Origin of the sequence: Nocardia sp. NPDC059228 (assembly GCF_042754245.1) — a bacterium.
Classification (GTDB): domain Bacteria; phylum Actinomycetota; class Actinomycetes; order Mycobacteriales; family Mycobacteriaceae; genus Nocardia.
In genome coordinates this window covers 61,222-86,764 of the sequence record NZ_JBHZAL010000026.1, presented here as the reverse complement: position 1 = coordinate 86,764, position 25,543 = coordinate 61,222, and the positions used below count along the sequence as shown (strand labels likewise).

General features: G+C 68.6%; 16 protein-coding genes. 6 read left to right on the top strand and 10 right to left on the bottom strand.

Annotation, left to right across the window (positions count from 1 at the left end):
- Positions 1-34 precede the first annotated feature (34 nt).
- On the bottom strand, positions 35-3,394 hold the full coding sequence (locus ACFXKA_RS31095) for an arabinosyltransferase domain-containing protein (protein WP_379430008.1): 3,360 nt from the start codon (positions 3,392-3,394) through the stop codon (positions 35-37).
- 153 nt (positions 3,395-3,547) lie between these two features.
- On the bottom strand, positions 3,548-6,799 hold the full coding sequence (locus ACFXKA_RS31090; protein ID WP_379430007.1) for an arabinosyltransferase domain-containing protein: 3,252 nt from the start codon (positions 6,797-6,799) through the stop codon (positions 3,548-3,550).
- 158 nt (positions 6,800-6,957) lie between these two features.
- Between ACFXKA_RS31090 and ACFXKA_RS31085 the strand changes: the two genes are divergently transcribed.
- Both ACFXKA_RS31085 and ACFXKA_RS31080 read left to right on the top strand, forming a co-directional pair.
- On the top strand, positions 6,958-8,835 hold the full coding sequence (locus ACFXKA_RS31085; protein ID WP_379430006.1) for a serine/threonine-protein kinase: 1,878 nt from the start codon (positions 6,958-6,960) through the stop codon (positions 8,833-8,835).
- A gap of 14 nt (positions 8,836-8,849) precedes the next feature.
- Positions 8,850-10,520, top strand: a complete 1,671-nt coding sequence (locus tag ACFXKA_RS31080; protein WP_379430005.1) for a serine/threonine-protein kinase — start codon at positions 8,850-8,852, stop codon at positions 10,518-10,520.
- Here ACFXKA_RS31080 and ACFXKA_RS31075 read toward each other — a convergent pair whose 3' ends face one another.
- The 4 genes from ACFXKA_RS31075 to ACFXKA_RS31060 form a co-directional block, all read right to left on the bottom strand.
- Complete coding sequence (locus tag ACFXKA_RS31075) at positions 10,521-12,404, bottom strand: glycosyl transferase (protein WP_379430004.1); 1,884 nt, start codon at positions 12,402-12,404, stop codon at positions 10,521-10,523.
- A 180-nt stretch (positions 12,405-12,584) separates the two neighbouring features.
- Positions 12,585-14,546, bottom strand: a complete 1,962-nt coding sequence (locus ACFXKA_RS31070) for an arabinofuranosyltransferase (RefSeq protein WP_379430003.1) — start codon at positions 14,544-14,546, stop codon at positions 12,585-12,587.
- Between the two features lie 175 nt (positions 14,547-14,721).
- Positions 14,722-15,483, bottom strand: a complete 762-nt coding sequence (locus ACFXKA_RS31065; protein WP_354838564.1) for a decaprenylphospho-beta-D-erythro-pentofuranosid-2-ulose 2-reductase — start codon at positions 15,481-15,483, stop codon at positions 14,722-14,724.
- On the bottom strand, positions 15,480-16,985 hold the full coding sequence (locus tag ACFXKA_RS31060) for an FAD-binding protein (RefSeq protein ID WP_379430002.1): 1,506 nt from the start codon (positions 16,983-16,985) through the stop codon (positions 15,480-15,482). The genes ACFXKA_RS31065 and ACFXKA_RS31060 overlap by 4 nt, the downstream gene beginning before the upstream one ends.
- 65 nt (positions 16,986-17,050) lie before the next feature.
- Here ACFXKA_RS31060 and ACFXKA_RS31055 point away from each other — a divergent pair, with 65 nt between their 5' ends.
- On the top strand, positions 17,051-17,506 hold the full coding sequence (locus ACFXKA_RS31055) for a GtrA family protein (RefSeq protein WP_354838570.1): 456 nt from the start codon (positions 17,051-17,053) through the stop codon (positions 17,504-17,506).
- Positions 17,507-17,518: 12 nt separating this feature from the next.
- Here ACFXKA_RS31055 and ACFXKA_RS31050 read toward each other — a convergent pair whose 3' ends face one another.
- The 3 genes from ACFXKA_RS31050 to ACFXKA_RS31040 all read right to left on the bottom strand — a co-directional run bounded on the left by ACFXKA_RS31050 (position 17,519) and on the right by ACFXKA_RS31040 (position 21,460).
- A complete protein-coding gene (locus tag ACFXKA_RS31050; RefSeq protein WP_379430001.1) occupies positions 17,519-18,136 on the bottom strand; it encodes a pyridoxamine 5'-phosphate oxidase family protein in 618 nt (205 codons plus the stop codon).
- A 440-nt stretch (positions 18,137-18,576) separates the two neighbouring features.
- The gene (locus ACFXKA_RS31045) at positions 18,577-20,790 is read right to left on the bottom strand and encodes a molybdopterin-dependent oxidoreductase (RefSeq protein WP_379430000.1); all 2,214 of its coding nucleotides are present in this window, start codon (positions 20,788-20,790) and stop codon (positions 18,577-18,579) included.
- A 205-nt stretch (positions 20,791-20,995) separates the two neighbouring features.
- Entirely contained in the window at positions 20,996-21,460 is a 465-nt protein-coding gene (locus ACFXKA_RS31040; RefSeq protein WP_354838579.1) for a hypothetical protein, read from the bottom strand.
- A gap of 350 nt (positions 21,461-21,810) precedes the next feature.
- Here ACFXKA_RS31040 and ACFXKA_RS31035 point away from each other — a divergent pair, with 350 nt between their 5' ends.
- Both ACFXKA_RS31035 and ACFXKA_RS31030 read left to right on the top strand, forming a co-directional pair.
- A complete protein-coding gene (locus tag ACFXKA_RS31035) occupies positions 21,811-22,398 on the top strand; it encodes a DUF4282 domain-containing protein (RefSeq protein ID WP_379429999.1) in 588 nt (195 codons plus the stop codon).
- Positions 22,399-22,527: 129 nt separating this feature from the next.
- Entirely contained in the window at positions 22,528-23,400 is an 873-nt protein-coding gene (locus ACFXKA_RS31030; RefSeq protein ID WP_354838584.1) for a helix-turn-helix transcriptional regulator, read from the top strand.
- On the opposite strand, the gene ACFXKA_RS31025 is transcribed toward ACFXKA_RS31030, so the two are convergent.
- Positions 23,397-23,810 (bottom strand): MarR family transcriptional regulator, encoded by a 414-nt coding sequence (locus ACFXKA_RS31025; protein WP_379393130.1) that lies wholly within the window; start codon positions 23,808-23,810, stop codon positions 23,397-23,399. The genes ACFXKA_RS31030 and ACFXKA_RS31025 overlap by 4 nt on opposite strands.
- Positions 23,811-23,869: 59 nt before the next feature.
- Here ACFXKA_RS31025 and ACFXKA_RS31020 point away from each other — a divergent pair, with 59 nt between their 5' ends.
- The gene (locus ACFXKA_RS31020) at positions 23,870-25,363 is read left to right on the top strand and encodes an MFS transporter (RefSeq protein WP_379429998.1); all 1,494 of its coding nucleotides are present in this window, start codon (positions 23,870-23,872) and stop codon (positions 25,361-25,363) included.
- Positions 25,364-25,543: the final 180 nt, after the last annotated feature.

The window sequence follows — 25,543 nt, the reverse complement described above, 5'->3', positions numbered from 1 at the left end:
TCGCGGGCGGCCACCTATCATCACGTGTCCCGGGTCAGAAGACGCGCATCTTCCCCGGTGACCAGAACCCGGAGCGGGTCACCACGTGGGTGTCGACCTGCGCGGGCTTGGAGAACTTGGCCTTGGCCGGGTCGGACGGATCCGGATAGAACGGCTCGTACTGCTCCAGGGAGCCCCAGTCGCGGGCGTAGTTGTCCTTCAGATAGGTCGGCACCGTCTTGGAGGCCGACAGCATCTCCGCCCAGCCCAGCGGACCGCCGAATTCCTCGGCCTGCCAGGTATTGGTGGAGCTGATGGCCAGCGGCCGGTCGGGCAGGATGCGGTACTTGGGCGCCGCGTCCACCACACCGTTGCGGTGATCGAACGGGTGCTGGCACGGGAACTGCAGGCCCACGGCCCAGTCCAGCAGGATGGGCTGGGTGGAGCCCAGATAGCTGTTGAGCGACACCAGCTTCGGCACCCGCGGCGGGGTGAAGGCCAGCCACTGGTCGCCGATCAGGATCGGGTCGCGGGCGTAGATGCGGACCGCGTCGGCATTGTCGGGCAGCGCCGAGCGCGGAATGCGCAGGTTGCGCCAGGACGGGGCCGGGCCGACGTCGAGCGGGCGGTACTTGTCGAGGAAGGTGACGGTGCCGTCCGGGTTGTGGTGGCCGTACTCCAGGAAGATGTCCTGGCCGTAGGTCATATTGCCGGTGTCGTCGAACGACATCACGCGGCCGGCCGCCGAAATCACGATCAGCGGTGAGTCGTCCGAGCGCGGCGGTAGCTGATACCAGCTGGAGGTGAGCTCGGCGGGCTGCTGCACGCCGTCCTGGTAGCTGCCCATGACCGGGGTGGTGGCCGGGTCCAGGCCGAAGGGCAGGGCCACGGTGGAGCCGTTCACGCCCTGCGCGCCCTTGCCGCCGCCGGTGCCCGCGTTCTGACCCTTCTCGAAGGCCGGGCCGACGGTCTGGGTGGAGGTGTTGCCGGTGCCCGGCTTCACCTCGACGCTGTCGGCGTCCAGCTTGTCGGCGACGCCGTTGGGGGAGAAGCCGACCGGGCTCTCACCGGCCAGCGGGTCGCCGTTCTGCGGCGGGTGGGCCGGATCGGCGATGGGGGTCAGGTTGCCGCTGTTGACATTTCCCTCGACCAGCACGTCATTGGCGAGCCCGCAGGTGTTGCCGGTGACGGCGTCGATGTTAGAGCGCGCCAGCGAGTACGCCGGGTACTGCTGCACCGCGCCCTTGAGCAGCGACACCACCTCGAACAGCACCATGAGCGCGGCGACCACGGTGAGCGGGATGGCGGCGAACTTGCGGATCCGCCGGCCGCGCTTGGTCTTCCCGTTCGCCATCGGCTTGGCGTAGCCCTCGCGCAGCGACTGCCAGGCCACCACGGCCAGCGCCAGCCCGAACAGCACCAGCATCAGGGTGTTGGACTGGAAGCCGTGCAGGGAGACGGTCTTGTCGAACCACGGCACGCCGTAGCTGGAGACGTACCAGTAACCGTTGATGCCGGAGAAGGCGACGGCGAGGGTGAACAGCAGCCCGGCCAGGAACACCGACCGGTTCTTCCGGGAGCGAAGTGCGGTGGCGGACACGGCGACCGCCGTCACCGCCGCCAGCGAACCCGCGATGCCCGCGTACGAACCGAAGTGGTGGGTCCACTTGGTCGGGTTGAACATCATGAAGAAGATGGTTCCGAAGACCACGCCCATGAGCCGCCAGGTCGGCGCGCTCGCGATGCCCGGCACCTGCCGCCGGCGCAGCAGCACCAGCATGGTGGTGATCAGGCACAGGATCATGAGCAGGAACGCGAAGCGCCGCGCCAGCGAGCCGTCCACGGTCTCGACGAACAGGTAGTAGTAGCGCAGATAGTCCTCGTACCAGGCCAGATTCGGCCCGGTCACCTGCCGCACCCGGTTCGCCTCCATGATTCCGGCGAAGGTCTGATCGGCGAAAACCGCCACCAGCACCAGGAATCCGGCCGCCGAGATGGGGGCGAGCAGGGCCAGATCGCCGAACTGCTTGCGCCGCCGCACCACGATCCGCACCAGCGGCCGGATGCCCGCGAGCAGCGCCGCCACACACATCAGACCGGTCGGCGCCGCCGCCAGCGTGAACGCCGCCACCAGCACCGCGACCGCGGCGGGCAGCAGGCGCGAGGTGGCGATGGCCCGCTCGATGGACACCCAGGTCAGCAGCGCGCCGAGGGCCACGATCGGCTCCGAGCGCAGGCCGTTGTCGTAGGGCAGCCAGAAGGCCAGGAACACCAGGCCGCCGGTCCACAGCGCGACCTGGGACTTCGCCACCGCGTTGCCCAGTCGCGGCACCACCTCGCGGCTGATCACCAGCCAGCACAGGATTCCGCAGAGCAGCGCGGGAATTCGCACCCACGGGCTGGCGGTCGAGACCTCGGCGAAGGCCTGGATGACGTAGTAGTACCAGCCGAACGGCGCCTCGGGCACGCCGAACCAGCGGAAGTAGTTGGCCAGGTAGCCCGCGTGCGGGGCCGCCCGCACCATGGTCAGGATGTAGCCGTCGTCGGAGGTGTTGGCGCCCACGAAGTGCCACAGCAGCAGGGTGCCGATGATGCCGCCGTCCGCCCAGGTCGGCTTCAGCCAGTGCGCCGGCAGGATGCGCCGGTGCCCGCGGCCGTCACTGGTATCCAGCACCGCGAGCGCGCCCATGGCCAGCAGGGTGAGCAGGACCGCGGCGATGATGGCCACCAGCTTGATGACCGTCGGCGAGGAGGAGAACCGGGAGTCCACGGTCATGTGGAACGAGAGGCCCGCCGGCACGCCGCCTTTCATATCGGTGAACACGCCCACCACCTGGGGGCGCAGATCGCCGAGCAGGCGGCCCTCCACGGGCACGGTGACCAGTTCCCGTCCGCCGTCGGCGGTGGGCTTCTCGACGGTGCGGGTGACGCCCTCGAAACTGGCGTAGGTCTGGGTGCTGTCGGATGTGATGACCAGCTGCGAGCACTGGCTCATCTCGGTGCGGGTGGCGCTGGCCACCACGGCGTTCCGGTCCAGCACGTCCACGCTCTCACCGGAGACGCGGACGAACAGGGCCTCCAGGTCCGCGCCCTTGCCCTGCGGCGGCGCCGTTGCCAGCAGGATGCCGCCGCGCGGATCCAGTTGCTGGACCGCGGAACACGGGATGGTGGCGTTCGCGTCGATGGGCACCTGCGACATCAGTGCCGCCTGCACCGGATCGAGCGAACCGCCCTGTGGCCAGCTCACCTCCGCCTGGGTCTGCTGTACCGGCAGGAACGGTGTCGCCAGCGCGAACAGCGCCCCGAGCACGCCCGCGACGATCGCTATGAGCTTCGCGAAGCGATAGTCGCGCGGTGTCGTGGGGGCGGTCGCCGGGGGATTCGGCTTTGTCAGTACAGCGGAGGCGTCTGGCACGGTTGCTGATGGTAGCCCCCCCGCCTCCCCGAGACTTGGCGCACGGCGTGGGAGCCGTTGCCAGTTTTGCACGCGTGCCGGCGGTTGGGTGCCAACCCGATTTTGGCCGTACCCGACGAGTTACCCCCACCTCACGAAATCAGTGGTCACCTCTCATTTCGTCTTGATGGGCGAATCCTTGGCCAGGCCGGAGCGGGACTGGACGGTGACGTCCAGGGTCGGCGCGAAGTTCGCATTCGGGACATAGGGGGTGAACTTCTCGAGCGAGCCCCAGTCCCGGCTCCAGTCGTGATCCAGGTACGACGGCCGGGTCTCGGACCTGAGCAGCAATCCCGTCCAGCCCAGTGGGCCGCCGCCGATGTCGTCCTGCCAGGCATTGGAAGCGTCCTGGCCGACGCGGTCCGGCAGAATGCGCCATTCGGGCACCTCGGCGACGCCGTCGTGGTGATCGAAGGGGCGCTGGCACGGGAAGGCGAGGCCGACGTGCCAGTCCTCCAGCACCGGAGCGCTGTCGCCGACAAGGGAATTCAGGGTCTGCAGCCGGGGCAGCCGGGGCGGGGTGACGGCCAGCCACTGGCGCGGGGTGATGTCGGCGTCATTGAGCACCAGGCGAATCGCATTGGCGCCCGCGGGAATCTGGTCCAGCGGCACGCGCAGGTTGCGCCAGGACGGGCTCGGGCCGATATCGATCGGCCGGATCCGCCCGGTGTTCGTGACCGTGCCCTGGGCGTCGCGGGTGCCGTACTCGACGAACAGGTCCTGCCCGTAGGTCTCGACGCCGTCCTTGTTGAAGGACCGGATGCGCCCCGCCGCCGTCACGACCAGCACCTTGTAGGCGGGATCATTGCGGAGAGTGGTCAGCTTCTCCGCGTTGTACCACTGGGTGGTGAGCTTCGAAACCTGCTGCTCGCCATCGGTGTAACTGCCCTCGACCGGAGTCTTGGCCGGGTCCAGGCCAAAGGGCAGGGCGACGGAGCTGCCGTTGATGCCGGCCTCTTCGCTCTTGCCGCCGCCGGTGCCCGCGCCGGTGGTCTTGGACGTCTTGTTGCCGGACTTCTCGTTGACCGAGTTGGCCCCGCCGGTGACGGTCTCCTCCGCGTCCGCGGTGAGGTCGGAGGCGACGCCATTGGGCGTGAATCCGGTGCTCTCGGCGGACAGACCGTCGGCGTCGGATCCGGTCCACGGGTGCAGCAGCGAATCGGCGGTATCGGTCTCCACCAGCACCTCGTTGGCCAGCCCACACGAAGCACCCTGCAGCGCACGCAGATTCGACTCCGCGATGGAGTAGGCCGGGTACTGGCCGACGGCAGCCTTGGCCAGCGACAGCACCTCGAACAGCACCAGCACGGCCGCCGCGATGGTGAGCGGCATGCTGGCGAACCTGTCGAAGCCGCGCGCCGGTTTCGGCTGCGTGTACGGCTCGCGGAAGTGCTGGTAGGCGGCGATGAGCAGGCACAGCACCGCCAGGCCCAGGAACAGCGTGGAGAAGCCCTTGCCGGCGATGAGCGGCGCCTTGTCGAACCACGGCACGCCGTAGCTGGACACGTACCACCAGCCGTTGGGTCCGGTGAAGGTCATGGCCAGCAGGAAGAACACCGCGGCGGTGAACAGCGTGCGGTTGCGCGGCGAGCGAATCCCGTTGAGCCCCACCGCGACCGCGGCCAGCGCCGCCACCGATCCGGCCAGTCCGGCATACACGCCGAAGTGGTGGGTCCACTTGGTGGGCGTGAACATCATCAGGAACAGCGACATGAAGATGATGCCCAGGATCCGCGCCGAGGGCCCGCGGGAGGTCCCGGGGATGCGGCCGTTCTTGCGCAGCATCACCATCACGCATACGCCCAGGCACAGCAGCATGGCCAGGATGCCGAAGCGGCGGGCCAGCGAGCCGTCGGGGGAGAGCATCAGCAGCGCGTCCCAGCGCGTGCGCTCGTCGAACCAGGCCACATTGGGGCCGATGAGCTTGCGCACCCGGGTCGCCTCCATGACCGAGGCGAGGGTCTGATCGCCGAAAACCACTACCAGCACCAGGGTTCCGGCGGCCACGCCGGGCGTCAGCAGCGCGCCGTAACGCAGCAGCCACGATCCCGGGCCCTTGGCGCGCTTGATGACGACCATGAGCACCGGCCGCGCGCCCGCGATGAGCGCCGCGATGCAGATGAGCCCGGTCGGCCCGGCGGCCAGCGAGAAGGCCGCGATCAGCACGCCCACGGCGGCGGGCAGCAAACGCCCGGTGGCAACGGCCCTTTCGATGGAGCACCAGGTCAGCAGCGCGCCCGCGGCGATGAGCGGCTCCGGGCGCAGGCCGTTGTCGTAGGGCATCCAGGCGGCCAGGAACACCAGTCCCGCGGTCCAGATGGCGACGGTGTCGCGTCGCACCTGTGAACCCAGGCGCGGCAGCACTTCCCGGCTGATGACCAGCCAGCACACGATGCCGGCCAGCAGCGCGGGCAGGCGCATCCACGGGCTGGAATCGCTGATCCGGGTCATCCAGGCCAGCACCTCGTACGGCCAGCCGAAGGGCGCCTCGGCCACCCCGAACCAGCGGTAGTAGTTGGCCATGTAGCCCGAAACCTTCGAGGCCCGAGCCATATTCAGGATGTAGCCGTCATCGGAGGTGTTGGCGCCGATGATGTGCCACACCACCAGCGTGCCCAGCACCGCGATGTCGGCGAGCCGCACCCGCCACCAGTGCGCGGGCAGGAATCGGCGCGGCTTACGGCCGTCGGAAGTGTCCAGCAGGTGCAGCGCGTAGAGGGCGAGCAGGGTGAACAGCACCGCCCCGAGCGTCGCGATGCGCTTGAGCCAGGTCGGGCTGGAGGTGAAGCGCGCGTCGATATCCACGGTGGCGGAGGCGTTCCCGAGCTGATCCCGCTTCAGATCGGTGAACAGGCCCACCACCTGCGGCCGGGTGTCCCCGCCGACCCGGCCGGCGAAGGGCGTGCCGTCCTGGCGGTGCACCCCGGCGAATTCGACCCGGGTTTCAGCGGCGTCAGAGTGCACGGTGATCGCCGCGCAGTCCTGGATCTCCGCCACCGGCGCACTGAGCAGCGGAATCAGCCGCACCAGCACCGATACCGCGCGTCCCTTGCCGGGCTCGTCGGTGACCTTGACGACCAGGCCCTTCGACTCGGCCTGCCCCGAGGCCGCGGGCACGGTCGAGAACAGCGTGCCGGTCGGCAGTTCCCGCAGCACCTGACACGGCAGGCTCACGTCCAGGTTCGATGGCACGTACGACACCAGCGGCGCCGCGACGTCGGCCGTATCCCCTTGTGGCCAATGCAGTGTCGGCCGGTCCTGGTTCACCGGCAGGATCGGCGTGATCACCGCCAGCAGGAATCCGAGTAACCCGGATACCAGGGCGAGGATGCGGAGGCGGTGGAACGCTCGGGAGTCTGCGCGCACGAGCACCGACTCTAACCATCGCGCGCACGGCGGCCGCACATCTCCCGGCGTTCCGGCCGCCTCGAACCGGCTGACCTGTAGCCGAATCGGCGGATGTCCGTCAGGATGGTTGTTATCCGAACTGGGCGTGGGGCCGGGCCGGAAGACGAAGAGGAAGCATGACCGAGCTGCGACCTGGCGAAATCATCGCCGGGTATGTGATCGCGCGGCGAATCGGGGCCGGGGGTTCGGGCGTCGTCTACGCGGCGCGGCATCCGCGGTTACCCCGGCTCACGGCCCTCAAGATCTTGAAACGCGAGGATGTCGCCGAGGACGACGAGGTCTGGCGGCGTTTCGAGCGCGAGGCCGATATCGCCGCCCACTTCGACCACCCCAATATCGTGCAGGTCTACGACCGCGGCGTCGCCGAGAACCAGTTCTGGATCTCCATGCAGTACATCGACGGCGTGGATGCCGCTGAACTGCACCGTGTTTCGCCCGACCGGGGCCTGCGCATCGGCACCGAGATCGCGGCCGCACTGGATTACGCGCACGGCAAGGGCGTCCTGCACCGGGATGTGAAGCCCTCCAACATCCTCATCGCCGATCCCGACAGCGGCCGCCCCGAGCGCGCCCTGCTCACCGACTTCGGCATTGCCCGGCTGCGCGACGAGACCACCAAACACACCCATACCGGAAATATCTCCGCCACTTTCGCTTTCGCATCACCGGAGCAGGTGAGCGGCCGGCCGGTGGGCCCGGGCTCGGACCAATATTCGCTGGCCTGCACACTTTTCGTGCTGCTCACCGACCGCCGGCCCTTCAGCGCCGACAATCCGCTGGGCTGGGTGCACGCCCACACCCGGGAGCGGCCGCTGCGCCCGAGCGAGGTGAATCCCGAGCTGCCGGCGGCCCTGGACGAGGTCTTCGACCGGGCCCTGGCCAAGGCTCCGGAGGACCGCTTCGACAGCTGTGCGGACTTCGCCTATGCCGCCACCGAGGCGTACTACTCCGATCCGGCCCTGGCGGTGACCGCCGCGGCCGGTCTGCTGCCGCAACAGCCGCCGCGGCAGCTCCGGGACTGGGGCCGGAAACCGCTGTGGCAGCGCGTCTTACACCGGCGCGTCCTGGTCCCGGTGGCGGCGGCCGCGGTGACGGCCGCGGGCGTGGGTTTCGCGCTGCACCACGGCGATTCGCCACCGGTCCGATCCGGACCGGGCCTGGTGCCGGACACGTTCGTGGGCACCTGGCTGGCCACCGAGGGACAGACCAACTACCGGCTGACCGTGCAGCAGGCCAAGATCGGCGATCCGGTGCTGTCCAATCGCGTGGACGGCGTGCTGCCCGACGGTTCTCCGTTCCACTGCGAATTCTCCGCGCCGCTGGACCGGGTGCCCCACGAGGGCGACCGCCTGATCATCGGCACCTCCGAGATCGTGGTCCGGGAGCCGGCCAATGCCTGCCGCGCCAACGGTCCCACCACCCTCACCCTGCTGCCCGACGGGCGGATCAGCCGCAAAACCGATGTGAGCGGGCTGATCACGTACAGCAGCGCGGATGCGCTGGTCTCGTCCTGGGGACGGGACGATGCCGCCATCGCCCGCGCCTTCCCCAGCCTGGTCGGGCAGCTCGCCTCCACCGGCACCGCGGTGGGCTGGCAGGGCGGATCCTGCCGGCCCCGGGATCCGGGTCCGGGCGAGGCGGCCCAGGGCGCGCATCGCGTGCTGTGCAATGGCGACGACGGCACCGGCCAGGTGCACTTCGACGTCTTCGACTTCGACACCCGGCCGGGCAGTTCCGTCGCCGCGGTCTTCTTCGGCAACAACGCCCGTGTCACCACCCGCACCCACGAGGACGTGGCGGGCGCCCTGACCGTCACCACGGCGGCCGGCGTGGACCCGGCCGCCACCCAGGACACCGAGGCCCATCGGGCGCTCGCCGCCGTCTCCTTCCCCGACGGTGATCCGAGATCGCGCTTCGTCATGGTGCTGCGCTGGCCCGGGCACACGGTGAACAGCCTCCTGACCGACTGGCTCGAAAGGGCTCCCCTGAAGTAGGTAGGTGCGCGGCCATGGCCGATCTGAAGCCGGGCGAGGAGATCGCCGGATACGTCATCGAACGCTGGATCGGGGCCGGGGGTTCGGGCACCGTCTATGCCGCGCGGCATCCCCGGCTACCGCGCCTGGCCGCGCTCAAGGTCTGCAACCGGGACGAGGTGACCGCCGACGCCGAGGGCTGGCGGCGTTTCGAGCGGGAGGCCGGCATCACCGCCCGCTTCGACCATCCGAACATCGTGTCGGTGTACGACCGCGGCCTCGACGACGGACGCCTGTGGATCGCCATGCAGTTCGTGGAAGGCCCTGACGCGGACAGTCTTTCGGGCCTGGCCCCCGAACGGGCGCTGCGCGTCGGCGGGGGCATCGCCTCCGCCCTGGACTACGCGCACGGCAAGGGCGTGCTGCACCGGGATGTGAAGCCGTCGAACATCATGCTCTCCCCGGCCGAGGACGGCCGCCCGGAACGGGCCCTGCTGACCGACTTCGGCATTGCCCGGCTGCGTGACGAGACCACCCACGTCACCAAGACCGGGGACATCTCCGCGACCTTCGCCTTCGCCTCGCCGGAGCAGGTGTCGGGCCGCTTCCTGGATCCGCGCACCGATCAATACTCGCTGGCCTGCACGCTTTTCGTGCTGCTCACCGGATCCCGGCCGTTCCTGGCCACCGATCTGGCGGGGCTGATCTACGCGCACACCAGCACGCCGCCCCTGCACGTCACGCAGGTACGCCCCGATCTGTCCGCGGGCTTCGACGCCGTCTTCGACCGCGCACTGGCCAAGCATCCGGATGAAAGGTTCCCCAGCTGTACGGATTTCGCCGACGCCGCCTGGGCGGCGTGGCGAGCGGTGACCACGCCAACCGTGCTGAGCGCACCGCCGACGGTGCTGACCACGCCGCCGATCGGCTTCGTCACCGATCCGGCCGCGCTGCGTTCGCCCCGCACGGATCCGACGGTGCTGCGTTCCCCGCACACCGATCCGGCGCTGCTGCGCTCACCCCGCACCGATCCGACCGTGCTCGGTCCCGGGCGCTCCTACACCGAGCCCGGCGCACCCGCGTACGGCGTGGCCTACGGTGCGAGCAGCGGATCGTTCGACGACGCTGCGCCGCACCGGCATCGGGTCCCGGAACCGGCGCGGTACGGGTCCGGGGTGGGCCGCGGCGTGCTCACCGGGCTGCTGGCGGTGCTGGCCGCGACCGTGATCGCGGGTGGCGCCATCCTGGTGACGGTGGATCTGGAGAGCCACGGCAGGACAAGTGGCGCACCGGTGTCCGCGTCGGTGCCGACCGTGGCGACCGCGGTGCCCACCGGCGGCCAGAGCCCGATCGCCGCCGTGCCGCCCTCGACTCTCGCGGGCCGGGTGCCGGGCGACTTCATCGGTCAATGGGCGGGCACCAGCGACGCCAATACCGACGACTACCGCCTGGTCATCCGGCAGGGCAACCTGAACGACGATGTGGTGACCTCCACGGTGCTGCGCGACAATCGGCCGATCTGCGTCTTCGACTATCGCCTGCTGGGCGTTCCCGGCACCGGCGACATCACGGTCGGCGCCGGCACCCTCGTCTCCGGCGGCTCCGGCTGCCACCCGCAGAGCACCCACGAATTGCTGGTGAGCAATGGCAGGATCACGCGCGCGCTCTCGACCAGCGGATACGTCACCTACACCCGCGTCGGCTGACTACGCCGGAGCGCTCGCGCCCACCAGGTCGCGCACGTCCCAGAGCCAGACGCCGTCGACGTATCGGGCGGGGAAGCCGATCAGCTGGTCGACGGTCAGGCGCAGCGTGTCGCTGTTGTCGGTGGGCGGCAGCACCACCACGTCGGCCCGCCAGTAGCGCAGATCGGCCAGCGCCTGCGCCCGGATGGCGTCGTCCACGACCGGAATCGTGTTGGACCGCTGCGCCTTCATCAGCAGGCTCGCGGTGGGCCGGTCGTCGGGGCCGTAGCGGCCCTTCTTGGAGGTGCCGGTCGGACCGACGAAATAGCCTCCCGCGAGCGGGAATTCGAAGCCGGACTCGGCCTGCCAGTGCAGCGCACGGGCGTCCGGCGGGGTCGGCGGCGGCGCCACCACCACCGAACCGTGCGAAACGTATTGGCGCACCGTGCCGTCCGCGAAGAAGTCCGGGGTGGGCGGGCGCTGCACCGCGGGCAGGATGGTCGGGGTGAGCGGCAGCAGGGCGAAGGCCAGCGCGCCGAACAAGGCCAGCGGCCGCCAGTCGGTCGCCGAGACCTTCCAGTAGTCCAGGGCACGCTGGGTGGCCAGCGCCAGGATCAGGGCGATGGCCGGAATCGCGGCCATGGTGAAGCGCGACTCCAGCACCGAATTCAGCAGCGGCACATCCTCGAGCCGCTGCCACGGCAGGGTGATGCCGGTGTTGTGGTGGCCGATCATCAGGGTCGCGCCCAGCGACAGCACGGTGAACGCCACGATCACCGCGGCGGCCGCGCGCACCGCCCGCTCCCGCCACATGAGCGCCACGGCCACCGTGACCACGATCCACAGCGGCCAGCCGAAGTACGAATTCTCCTCGGTGGGATTGATGGCCACGTTCTGCCCGTGCGAGAACATCCCGCCCAGCGACTCGGACGGGAACTGGAGCAGCGCCTCGAGGTCGTTGTTCATCGGCCCGTGCTCGATGGACCGGTAGGACTGCGGGCCGAAGAACTGCCACCACAGCGGAATCTCGGTGAGCGCCACCGTGATCAGCGCGGCCAGCAGCACGGTCGGGGTGATGGCGCGCAGCGCACGCCACCCGGTGCGCGGGGTGTGCAGATGGTAGACGAGCGCGAAGACGCCGAAGGACAGCGCGAAGATGAGCAGCGGCTCCTCGCCGAGCGCGATCTGCAGGGCCACCAGCAGGCCCAGCACGAAGGCGTCACGGTTGCGCCGCGCCTTGCGCACCTCGCGGGTGAGCTCCGCGCGCCGGGCCATCCGGATCAGCTGCAGCACGATCAGCGGAAGCAGCGCCAGCACAGCGAAATTCGGGTGTGCGTTGGCGTGCGAGATCATGGCCGGGGCGAAGCCACAGAACAGACCGCCCACGGCCGCCGCGAATTTCGACGCCACCAGTTCCCGTGAGAACAGCCAGTACCAGGCGAACGCGGTCCCGAACAGGCCCACGGTGAGCACCAGCACGAAGGTGACGGTCGGCCCGAACATCAGGGTGACCGGGGTGAGCGGCACACCGACGCCGAACATGGCGGTATTGGCCATCATGTTCACGCCGTCGGGATAGTTCTGCAGCAGCGAGCCCAGCGGGTTCTCCAGATGCGCGACATTGTGGGCGGTGACCGCGAAGAACCACTCCCACATGGTCTGATCCTGGCCGCTCTTGATCAGGTAGCCGCGATCGGTGTGCAGCCACTGACCCGACAGCACCAGCACCGCCAGCGACAGATACGCCGCGGCGACGATCAGATCGGCGCGGGCCAGCCGGATGCGGCGGGCGACGCGCTGTGGCCGAGAAAGCTTGGGGCGAGCCGTTACCGGGCCGGCGTGGTCGAGAACCGCTACCGCCGAACCGCCGTCGTCCCCCGGGCTGGATGCCCACCCCTGTGTCACGCGCAAACTCCTCGGTGCCTTGCAACGCAAACTCTTGGGTGCCTTGCAATCAGCGGCCCACGCTACCGGGTTCGACAGAGATTGCACTGGCAAGTCACGCAGTTATCCACAGAAGCCGGTGTCTATCCACAGAAACCGGAGGATTTCTGGGGATAAGTGATCCTGGTCTCGCACAGGTGTTCAGACCCGCACAACCAGGGTGAACGGTCCGATATTGGTGATCCGATAGTGCGCGTCGTCGAACAGCGCCTTGGGGAAGGACACTGTGAAACGCTTCACATTCGGGTCGTTCGGGTACACGTCCTGCGAGAGCCGCAGCGTGTAGTCGTCGCCCGAACGCCGGAACAGGAAGGCATCCGGCGCGCGCCAGCGGCAGTGGTTCAGCGCGTCGGTCAGCTCCTGCGGCGTCTTCAGCGTGCTCCAGCGCTGGATCTCGGCGGTGCGCGCCGCGAAGTCGGCCAGCGGGTTCGCGTAATGCGAAGTGAGAGCCTGGAATCCGTAGTACGGGTAGATGGCCAGGAAGCTGGTGTCCGCGGTGAGCACCACGCTGGCGTCCCGCGGCCGGCCGGTCTGCTCCAGCAGTGTCGCATCGACCTCGCGGTAGTTCGACACCGCCGACGGCGGCCGCTTGTCGGCGCGGAACCCAGTGCCGTCGGTATCGGTGTAGGCGGTGGTGATCTCCGCCGCCAGCACCGTCGGAATGCCCTGGCTGAACCCGATCGCACCGGCCACCGCGACCGCCGCCGCGGCGATCCGGAACCGCCCGGGCTCGTTCAGCGCCTGGTAGATCGCCCGCGCGCCCTCGGCGAAGGCGAACACGCCGGCGGCGGACAGCAGTGCCAGGAGCGGGGATTCGAGCCGGAACGACAGCAGCGTGGTCCCGGCCGCCGTGGCGGACATCGAGAGCAGCGACCACAGGTAGATGGCGAGCACGCCCACGCCGAGCGCTTGTGCGCGCCGCGAACTGGCCGCGCGCAGTAGCAGCCAGACGGTCCCGGCCAGGCAGAAGACCCCGAGCAGGTCGAAGTCGAACATGGGCAGCGGCAGCCGTGACCCGGATTCGGGCAGGTAGTGCAGGGCCGTCCCAGAGCTGGCGGTGGTGCCGCGCAACGCCTTCAGGAAGTACGGCAGCCACACGATCAGCGCCAGCACGCCGGAGATCGCGCCGATCCCGATGAGCCGCAACAGGATCGGCCACAGCGACCGCCAGGTACGGTGCGCCCGCGCGGTGAGGCCGAAGGCGACCAGCGCCATCAGGCACACCGCGAACACGGCCACCAGGAAGTACAGCGTGTAGAAGGTGGCGAACAGCCCGAGTAGCAGTCCCGCGCCGATCACCGCGCCCCAGCCGCCCGCGGTCCGCGTCGCCGCCCCGGTGTCGGTTGCGTTCCCGTCATCGGTCGCGTTCCCGGTCTCGCCCGGCCGATAGAGCGCGCCCCATGCCAGCAGCAGCAGCGGTCCGAGCAGCAGCACCAGCACTGCGCTGTAGGCCTCGGGCGAGCCGTAGGCCAGCGTCACCGCGGTCGTGGCGGCGGCCACCGCCACGGCCCAGTCGGCGCGAATCAGGTTGGACCACAGGACGAGTGCGACCACCGCGGCGACCGCCAGCCCGATGATCGCGTACGGCTTGAACGCCTCCCACCCGGCCATGCCGGTCAGCGCCGCGAATCGCCCGCCGAACCAGAACCAGCCCGCCGGGTAGTAGGGCGGCAGGTCGATGTAGTTCATGTCGTGCAGCGCCGCGCTGTCGGTCAGCCGCGTCAGATACTGCGTCCGGAACTCCTGGTCCACGGACATCCCGAACAGGTACAGCTTCGTCGCGGCCAGCGGCATGCCCAATGTGACGGTCACGAAGGCCGAAAGCCCGGCCCAGGACAGCACTTTCGCCAGCCGGAGCCACCTGTGCAACCGCAGCAGCACCACCGCGACCACCAGCACGGCCAGGGCGGCCACCTGCCCCACGGTGGTGAGTGCGCGAGTCACATTGGAGGAGTTGAAGGCCGGCCAGTGCACGGTCGCGAACGCCTCGAGCCCGACCGCCGCCACCACGCCCGCCACCACCGCGGCGAGCACCGCCTCCCCGGCAGCCCCACCGGCCTGCCGTGCCAGCACCCCCATCCGTCCGCTCGCCCGCTCGCTCATCCGCACCCTGCCTCCGCATTCGTGTCCATGGACCGCGCGCCAGCCTAGCCAGTGCGGTGCACGCGAACCCGACCGCCGGGCCCAACCACCGATGTCCGGGGTCTTCGGGCCGGAACGGCGCATGCCGCGCCCGGGTGCCGGACGCGGCATGCGTATCGGTGCGAGAACGTGTCGCCTAGATGGGGAGGCGGCGGAAGATCGGGCGCGGCACGTGGCGCAAGATCATCATGACGTAGCGGAAAACGCCGGGGGCCCAGACGATTTCCTTGCCCTTCTCGGAGGCGGCGACCGCGAGGAGGGCGACGTCCTCCTTGTTCACGGTGAGCCCGTTCTCCTTGGCGTGCGCGGAGAGCCGGGTGCGCACCATACCGGGGCGGATAACCGTCACGCGCGGACCGAACTTCGCGACCGCCTCGCCGAGACCCAGGTAGAAGCCGTCCAGGCCGGCCTTGGTGGAGCCGTAGACGAAGTTGAACCGGCGCACGCGCTCACCGGCGACCGAGGACATGGCCAGGATGCGGCCGAAGCCCTGCGCCTTCATCTTCTCGCCGAGCAGCACGCCGACGGAAACCGCCGCGGTGTAGTTGATCTCGGCCATCATGACGGCCTTGCGCTGGTCCTGCCAGAAGATCTCGCCGTCACCGTCGATGCCGAACGCGACGATGGCCACGTCGACGTCACCGTCCGCCCACGCCGCGTCGATCACGGCCGGGTGGCTGTCGGTGTCGAGCGCGTCGAAGTCGATGACCTGCACCTCGGAGGCGCCGGCGGCCTTCATCTGCGACACGGCGTCCTCGCGCAGCGGGTCACCGGGCAGAGCGGCCAGGATGATGCGCGCGGGACCCTTCTTCAGGTACTCGGCGCAGATCGCCAAGCCGATCTCCGAGGTGCCGCCCAGCAGCAGAATGGATTGCGGGTTCCCTACCGCATTGATCACTGAAGCTCCAGCCTTCTCGCCATATCGGACATGAAAACGCCTGTGGGATCCACGCTTCGGCGGATCTTGATCCACTCGTCGATCCGCGGGTACATCTTGTGGAAGGTGTCCGCGTCGGTCCGTGAATCCTTGGCAGTGTAGAGGCGACCGCCGAATTCCAGGACGCGCCGGTCCAGTTCGCGCACGAAGTCATTGAGACCGGGGCGGACCGGGAAGTCGACGCAGATGTTCCAGCCCTCCATGGGGAAGCTCAGCGGAGCCGGGTTGCCCGGGCCGAAGAACTTCAGCACATTGAGCGCCGAATGGTGACCCGACCGCTGGATATCCACGATGATCTTGGTGAATTCATCGAGCGCCTCGGGCGGCAGCACGAACTGGTACTGGATGAATCCCTTGGACCCGTAGGCCCGATTCCACTCCGAGACGACGTCCAGCATGTGGTAGAACTGCGTCAAGTTCATCAGTTTGCCGGTGTAGTTGCCGCCGAGCGCGTAATATGCCTCGCCGACCATGCCCAGCGTGAACTTGTTGGCCGCGAAACTCGGGAAGATATCCGGCACCGTCAGCAGATTCGGCGCATCGAACTTCAGCGGATTCTTGCGCAGCTTCTTCGGCAGCTCATCGAGCTTCGCCAGCCGTCCGCGAGACACATTGGCGCGGCCCAGTTTCGGTGGCCCGGAGATCACATCGAACCAGGTGGAGGAGTAGGTGTAGTTCTCCTCGGACCCGTCCTTGTGGACCGCGATGGTCTCGTCCAGGCCGGTGGTCTTGATGCCGTCGGAGATGAAGTACGCCGTCTCGGTGGGCGTCATCTCGATGGTGGCACGCAGGATGATGCCGGTCAGGCCATTGCCGCCGACAGTGGCCCAGAACAGCTTGGCGTTCTTCTTCGGCCCGATGGTCTGCACCTTGCCGTCGGCGGTGAGTAGATCGATGGACCGCACGTGATTGCCGAAGCTGCCCGCGCTGTGGTGGTTCTTGCCGTGGATGTCCGAGCCGATGGCCCCGCCCACGGTCACCTGCCGGGTGCCCGGCAGCACCGGAACCCACAGGCCGAACGGCAGCGCCGCCTTCATCAGCTGGTCGAGGCTGACGCCCGCGTCCACGTCCACCAGCCGGGAGTCCCGGTCGATGCGGTGGACGCGGTTGAGTGCGGTCATGTCGACGACCAGGCCACCCGCGTTCTGGGCGTGATCACCGTACGAACGGCCGAGGCCGCGGGCGATGACGCCGCGCCGCAGGTGCGCGGGCTTGGAGTCGTTGTCCTCCGCGACCATGGCGACCGCCTTGGCGATCAGCTCCGGGTCATCGGTGGAGAGCACTTCCGAGGTGGTGGCTGCGGTGCGACCCCACCCGGTCAGGCGCCGGGTCTGCGTCGGCAGGTCGAACGAACCCGATGACGCCGTGCCCGCTGTGTCTTTGCCTACGACGGGGCCCTCGCCTGCCGAGCTGGGCTCGGTGGCGGCCGCGGTGGTGGTCTGAGCTTTCGTGGACATCGGCATAGAGGCTACAGGCATAACCGTCTCGAGGCTTGTGTCCTTTGTCCCGGGCATTACTCTTCTGCGTTGTGACCGCGGAACCCCATCTGCCCCTGCCGCCCGAGCTGCCCCTCGTCGATGAACCGGGTGGTACGGAGGTTGATCTCAAGACGCAGATCATCCGATTCGCGGTCACCGGTGGCCTGTCCGCCATCGTCGACTTCGGCCTGTACACGCTGCTGTTCAAGCTGGTCGGACTGCCGCTGCCGGTGGCCAAGTCCATCAGCTTCATCGCGGGCACGACCACGGCCTACCTGATCAACCGGCGCTGGACCTTCCAGGCCGAGCCGAGCCGCAAGCGCTTCATCGCGGTGGTGCTGCTGTACGCGGTGACCTTCGCGCTGCAGGTCGGTATCAACCAGCTCTGCTATTACGCGCTGCCCGATGCGTGGTGGCGGATCTGGCTCGCCTTCTGCGTCGCGCAGGGCACCGCCACCGTGATCAACTTCATTGTCCAGCGCGCGGTGATCTTCAAGATCGACTAGGCGGCGCTGGAGTCAGGACTCGACCAGGGCGTTGGTCTCTTCCTTCGCCCGGAAGTAGTCGCCGCCCTTGGCGCGCACATTGTCGGTGCCCCACTGGCGCTGCTCGCGCTGGGCCGGGACCAGGTGCGGAATGTGCTTGCGGCAGTGGATGTAGGCCTCCTCCACATCCACCACCACCCAGCGCTCCGGAATGCGGCCCCGGGTATCGGCCGGCAGGTCGGGGACACAGCGGCGCATGAGCGGGTCGTCCACGATGCGCGCGGTGCCATTGAGGTGCAGGCCGATCAGGTCGTGCACGAAATCGATCATGAGAATGCCGACGTGGGGGTTCTCGAGAATATTGCCGAGGCTGGCCATGACGCCGTTGCCGCGGTATTCGGGATAGGCGACGGTGCGATCGTCGATCACGTGCAGGAAGCCCGCTGTGCCGGCGCGGAAGCTGGCATCGCATTCACCGTGCTTGTCGGAGGTGGCGATGAAGGCCATGTCCATGCGCCGGATGAAATCGATCATGTGGGGATTGAGCCGATCTCGCACCTGATCGGAGTAGAAGCGTTGTGCCCGTTCCTCGGTACCGTATCGCTCCTGCAGTTCCCGTTCGCCGTCGCTGCCGTTTCTGATACCGGGCATCGTGCGCCCCCTTTGGTAGCTGAATACCGGATGGAAGAGGCTCGGCCACGAACTTCGGCCATCCGAAATCCTATACGGTTTAACTATTTTCGTGTGGCAAATGCGTGAACCGGCGGATCTGCCCTGGTGGGGCTCCCTCGACTGTTGCCGGACAAACCTTCCCGGGGGAGGATCCTCCCGGATGAAAGGACCCACAAGGGACCTTTGGCCCTTAGCTGCGGGGATGCTGCTCGTCGTTCCGGACCACAGGAATGCGAGACCCCCAGGGGGCGAGGGGATTTCGCATTCCTGATTTGTCCATTTCGCGGAGCTGCCGGGGTGACGTGCGGCCGTCATCCCCCTAGGTGGCGCCGATCTTCGGTGCTCGAAACATAAATACCGACGGGTCGTTCACGGCACACCGGCTCCGGTCGCAACGCACGGTGTGGTCCGGCTCCGCCTCACACCCGGGTCAGCGTCACCGGCACGCCATTGAACACGGCGTTCCCGGATGGGGCGTCCACCAGCGAATCATCGGTCAGCACATTGGCATTCACCCCGGCGTGCTCACGCGCGACGGTCTGCGTGCTGTCCCCGTGTCCCCAGCCGTGCGGCAGGCTGACCACACCGGGCATGATGTCCTCGGTCGGCTCCACGTCCACGGTCAGCGTGCCCGCCGCCGATTTCACCACGGCCTGCCCGTTCAACCCCAGCCGCGCCGCGTCCTCCGGATGAATGTGCAGCGTGCACCGATTCGACCCGCCCACCAGTGGCGGCACATTGTGCAGCCAGCTGTTGTTGGACCGCAGCTGCCGCCGCCCCACCAGCACCATCTCCGGCCGCTCGACCCCCAGCCGGGCCCGCAGCCGGTCCAGGTCGGCCAGCAGTTCGGCGGGCGCCAGCTCGACCCGGCGAGAGGCTGTCCGCAGCACGCCCGGCAGCCGGGGCTCCAGCGGACCCAGGTCGATGCCGTGCGGATTGTCCAGCAGCACTTGCAGATTCAGCTTGCCGCGCCATTCGTTGTCGTCGTCCGGCGTGGTGGACCATTCGCCGAAGGGGCCCAGGCGCAGCATCAGGTCCAGCCGCTGTTCGGTGGTGTCGGTGCCGAGCAGTTCGGCGCGGCGGTCGGCCAGGCCGGCCTTGTGCAGGGTCCCGGCGATGACGATCTCGTCGACCGCACCGAGCGGATCCAGCCCGGGCTGGGCTTCCTGGCCCGAGACGGCCAGGGCCAGCCGCGCAAGTACCTCGGCCTCGGACAGCTCGTTCCCGCCGAGCGGCACCAACGGGCGCGAGTAGCGGGCGTAGTTGTGGACCGCGAAATTGAGCAGCGCGAAATCATAGTGCGGCGACTGCAGGATGCGCGGGGGCGGCAGGATGACGTCCGCGTGGCGGGTGGTCTCGTTGAGGTAGCGGTCCACACTCACCATGAATTCCAGTCCGGCGAAGGCGGTGTCGAGGCGCGCGCCGCTGGGTGCGGACAGCACCGGATTGCCCGCCACCGTCACCATGGCCCGGATCTGCCCGTCGCCGGGCGTGCGGATCTCGTCCGCCAGTGTGGCCACCGGCAGTTCACCCATGGCCTCGGGCAATTCGCGCACCCGGCTGGCCCAGCGCGCGAGGCGGAACGGCCGCGACCGCACGATGCCCAGCGCCGCCCCCGTCGCGAACATGGCACCGCCGGGCGAGTCGAAATTGCCGGTGAGCACATTGACGACATCCACCAGCCACTGCGTGAGCGTGCCGAATTCGGCGGTGCAGGTGCCGATCCGGGCGTAGACGGCGGCTGTCGGCGCGTCGGCCAGCTCGCGCGCGATGCGCACGATAGTCTCGGCGGGCACCCCGGTGCGCCCGGACACCAGCTCCGGCGTGAATTCGGCTGCCGCGGACCGCACCTCGTCCAGCCCGTTCACCTCGACCCGGACGTCGGTCAGGCCCTCCGCGAACAAGGTGTGGACGATCCCGAACAGCAGGTAGGCGTCGCTGCCCGGCCGCACGAACACGTGCTCGTCGGCCAGCTTGGCGGTGCGCGTGCGCCGTGGATCCACCACTACCAGCCGCCCGCCGCGCTGCCGCAGCGCCTTCAGCCGGCCCGGGAAATCCGGTGCGGTGCACAGCGATCCATTGGACTCCAGCGGATTCGCGCCCAGCATCAGCAGATAGCCGGTGCGGTCCAGGTCCGGCACCGCCACGGTGAGCGGATCACCGAACATGAGACCGCTCGACACCTGCTTGGGCATCTGGTCGGCGGTGCTGGCGGAGAACAGGTTCCGGGTGCCCAGCGCCCGGATCAGCAGCGGCACATACAGCGCCCCGGCCACGGTGTGGGCATTGGGATTCCCCAGGTACAGCCCCACCGCCTGATTGCCGTGCGCGGCAGTCACCTGCGGCAGGCGCTCCCGGATCACCCCGAAGGCCTCGTCCCAGCTCGCCTCCCGCCAGGTGTCGGTGGCGCGGTCGCGAATCATGGGCGCGGTCAGCCGATCCGGATCGGCGTCGAGATGTCCGAGGGTGGCGCCCTTGGGGCAGATGAAGCCCCGGCTGAAGGGATCGGTGTGGTCACCGCGCACCGAGACGATGTGATCGGTGCTGTCCAGGGTGAGCTCGAGGCCGCACACCGCTTCGCAGAGCGGGCAGGTGCGTAGCAATGTCCGGGGGCTGTCCGTGACGTGGGTCATACCTCATGATCACCCGGAAACGTACCGGGCGGAACACCTCTGGCCGTCGGTAATGCCGGACGCGGGCTCCCGGCGGCCGCGAATGCCGGAGCCTCGGATCATGTCCGTTATCGCTTAATTTGCAACGTTCGGACGCGGACGCGGCGAAACCCGCGAGCGCCGGGGTGCACTCGCGGGTTTCGTGTCGTTGTGAGAGCCGGTGGCCTCAGGAGGCGATACGGGCCGCCTGCGGCGCTCCCTTGGCGGCGGCGCGGACACCGGCGGCGATGGCGACCACCGGCGGGATCCAGCGGGCCTCGTGCGGGGCGACGCCCCAGCAGGCCGCACCGGCGGACAGCTTGGTCGGCGGCAGCGGGATGCCGGCGCCGTCGGCGTAGACGACCACGCCGGACTCACGCAGGGCCTCGATGGCGCGCTCGGCCTTGCGCAGGCCGGTGACGAGGTGGATCTCGCGGCGCTCGGCGCCCGGGATCTCGATGACGGGACCGGTCAGGTCATTGGCCCGTAGGTAGCGGCGCACGAAGGCGGCGGTGTCGCCGGTGACCTCGATGCCCGCGATGTTCTCGTCGGTGACCAGGCACACGCCATTGGCGGTTTCGGCGACCGTCCAGCCGCGCCGGATGTAGTCCTGCGCGGATTCCGCAACGGCTGACGAAAACGTCGTACGCACTGGTTTCTCCATTCCCCGGTAGTTCTGATTCCTGCTCTGTGCCTCGTATCGGAGCGGGGGGTTCGCGGTGTTACACCTTCTTTTTCAACTCGGGTCCGGTTGTGTTCCGGAGGGGCATTCGTCCGGTTTGTTCCGACCCGATGGGGACGCTGGCCCAGCTGCGACACGACCTCGAGGTAGCGGCTCTGCCTGCGCCAACACCGTCAAGGGGTCTGCCGTCGGATCCGGAGCCCAGCACCTGCCCGAGGGCGTGACGTGTTCTACACCACACTGTCTCGTCCTGCGACACCCCGGCATGACCGGAGACACTGAGTCGGCCGAAAAGGTCTGCGGGAGAGGAGATCGTCGGCATGACCGATCAATCGGGCGGGAACACGGCCGAACTCGAGGAGTACGACGAGTTCGACGAGATCATCACCGAGGGGCGCTGGGCCGCCTTCAAGGAGTCCGCCACCCGGCGCATGTCCCGACGGCTGGCCGCGGACGAGGAGGCCGAGGAGCCGGTCGAACCCTTCGCCAGCCCAGGCGCTTTCGGCTCCTGGAGCGTGGACGCCGCCCGCGCCCTGCTGGACCTGCAGTTCCAGCGCGCCGCCACCCGCACGCTGCTGCCCCTGGCGTATCTGCTCGGCCTGGCGAGCGCCGTCGCCATCCCGATCGTGGGAACCGTAGGGCTGTGGCGAATCTCGGCCTGGCTGGGCATCGTGTTCGCGGTGGTGTTCGCGGTCCCGCTGGGCCTGGTGATCGCCGCGGTGGTGCGCCTGCTGCTGGAGTTCGTGCTCAATGCCTCCCGGCTGGCGGCCCGGGTCGCGCACATCTCCGATATGGCCGACGATCTGTTCCAGGCCCTCTCGGATGTGGCCGAACCGGTCAATCAGCTGTCCAAAGATGTTCAGGCAGTTCAGTTCTGGCGGTTCCGCCGGCGCTCGTCCCGGAAGTAGGCCGGCCGGCGGCCGCTATCCTGGCCGCGGGGCGGTGCGAAATCTGCCCCCCAGGCCCCGTCCCGCGTCCATGGATCGCTGAGTTTTCCTGTGCAACAATGCGATCGCAACACTGGTTTAGGGGGACGAATGGCTCTACCGCAGGGGATTACCGGATCTACCGTGCCGCGCCGCCAGCTCGGCCGGCACCTGCGCGACCTGCGCAATCGCGCGCGCATGACGACCCGGGTGGCCGCGCAGCGCTTGGAATGGTCCGAGGCCAAGATCTGGCGAATCGAAACTGGACAGACGTCTTTGCGCAGTCTGGATGTCGAGGCCATGTGCCGCATCTACGGCGCTCCGGAGGACGCCATCGAACCGCTCACCACGCTGGCCCGGGAGACCAAGGCCCGCGGCTGGTGGACCGAGTTCAGTGACGTGATCGACGAGGGCTACGAGGTCTACATCGGGCTCGAGGAGGCGGCGAGCCGGCTCACCAGCTATGAGAACGAGCTGGTGCCAGGGCTTTTGCAGACCGAGCAGTACTACCGGGCGGTGCTGGCCGGAGCCTACCCGGGTATCTCCGCCGAACAGCTGGACCGCCGGGTCCGGGTGCGCACCGCACGCCAGTCGCTGCTCACCCGCGCGGAATCGCCGCTGCAACTGGATGTGGTGATCGCCGAGGCGGTGCTCTGGCATCGCATCGGCGGCGACGACGTGACCCGCGGCCAGCTGGACCGGCTGCGCAAACTCGCCGAACTGCCCAATGTCCGGCTGCGGCTGCTGCCCGCCGAGTGCGGCTATCACCACGGCATGGACGCGGGCCGCTTCGTGCTGCTCGAATTCCCCACCGCCGCAGGCGAACCCACCGAGCCGCCGGTGGTGTACGTGGAAGCCCTCACCGGCTCCTCGTACCTGGACAAGGAGCACGAGGTCGAGCGCTACCGCGAGGCCTTCGCGGCGGTGAGTTCCATTGCGGTGGACGCGCTTCCGGTCATCGAGACGCTGCGCGCGGCGGTCTAGCCCAGATTCTGGGCCAGCACCTCACGGTGCGTGGGCGCGGCCTGCCGATGCAGTTCGCGCCCTTTTTCCGTGACGCAGACGAAGATCGCGCGGCGATCCTCGGTACACAGCGTGCGGTCGACCAGTCCGTCGCGCTCGAGTCTCGCCACCGTGCGGGAGAGCGCGCTCTGACTGAGATAGATGTCATTGGCCAGATCGCTCATCTTGCAGCTGTCGCTGCCGGATTCGACGAGGCGGTCCAGGGTTTCGAATTCGCTGAGCCCGATGTGGTGGCGGCCTTGCAGTTCCTTTTCCAGAGCGCACGAGGTCGTCGCGTGCCGGGCCAGCAGATCGCGCCACTCGCCCACCAGCCCTGACGCCTCCACCGGCGTGATGACGGGCCGGTCGACGGGCGCTGTCGGCTTCGGCATGCGGTCATCTTAGTCTGTCCGCCGAAAGCATGCAAATGCATTAAATGCTTGTGCATTTGATGCATGCGCATGTACTGTCGCTCCTCGTGACTTCCACCGAGATCCGCCCCGCAGTGAGCGCCGCGGCCGACACCACGCAGTGGACCGCCCGGCTCTGGGGCATGCTCATCACCCTGTGCATCGTGCTGTTCCTGGACGGCCTCGACGTGTCGATGATCGGCGTCGCGCTGCCGTCGATCGGCACCGAACTCGACATTCAGACCTCCACCCTGCAGTGGCTGGTCAGCGGTTACGTGCTGGGCTACGGCGGCCTGCTGCTGCTGGGCGGCCGCACCGCCGATCTGCTGGGCCGCCGCAAGGTCTTCCTGATCGCCCTGGCCGTCTTCGCGCTGGCCTCGCTCGCGGGCGCGCTGGTGAGCTCGCCGGCGCTGCTCATCCTGACCCGCTTCGTGAAGGGCCTGGCCGCCGCGTTCACCGCGCCGACCGGTCTGTCCATCATCACCACGAATTTCCAAGAGGGACCGGCCCGTAACAAGGCGCTGTCCATCTACACCGTCTTCGGCGCCGGCGGCTACTCCATGGGCCTGCTGTTCGGCGGCCTGATGACCGGTCTCGGCTGGCGCTGGACCTTCCTGCTCCCGGTTCCGGTGGCCCTCGCCGCGCTGGCCTCCGCGTATTTCCTCGTCCCCAAGGACAAGCCCGCCGAGGAGGGCGGACACGACCTGATCGGCGCGCTGCTGTCCACCGCCACCATGCTGCTGCTCGTCTACACCGTGGTCTCCGCGCCGCAGGCGGGCTGGGGCTCGGCCCGCACCATCGGATCGTTCGTCGCGGTGGCCGTGCTGGGTGTGGCGTTCGTCTACGCCGAGAGCAAGGTGCGTTACCCGCTGGTGCGCCTCGGCATCCTGCGCAAGCCCACCCTGGTCCGGGCCAGCCTGGCCATCGTCGCGGTCGCCGGTTCGTACTTCAGCTGGCAGTTCATCACCACGCTGTACCTGCAGGACACCCTGGGCTGGTCGCCGCTGAAGCTCTCGATGGCGCTGCTGCCGGTCGGCCTGCTCGTGGTCGCCTCGGCCTTCGTCTCCGACAAGCTGGTCGACCGCTTCGGCACCGGCCCGATCATCGCGATCACCATGGTGATCATGGCCGTCGGCTACCTGCTGTACCTGCGCATCGACACCGCACCGTCCTACCTGACCGTGCTGCTGCCCGCTGTGCTGCTGGTCGGCATCGGCTGGGTCGGGTTCCCGGCCATCAACATCCAGGCCACCAGCGGCATCGACGATGACGAGCAGGGCCTGGCGGCCGGTGTGCTGCAGACCGCCATGCAGGTCGGCGCGGCCATCGTGCTCGCGGTGACCACCGCCATCGTCACCTCGAGCGTGCCGGGCAACCCGACCCCCGCGGCCATGCTCGACACCTACCGTCCCGGCCTGGAATTCGCCGCCGGTGTCTCCATCGTCGGCGCCCTGGTCGCCCTCACGGTCTTCCTCCCCAGGCTGCGGGCCCGCCGCCAGGAGGCCCGTGACCTGGAGGTCGAACTGGTTGGTTGACACGCGATGGTTGCGCTCGCAGCTCACACGGGCGTCGCCTTCGAAAATTACCGGGGCGCACCGCATTACGCGGTGCGCCCCGGTGGCGTAATAACCGATTTCGTAAGGATCCGGGTAACTCGTCGGGGACGTCCAGAGCCGGGTCGGCACCCGACCGCCGGCACGGGTCTGGGACGGGCG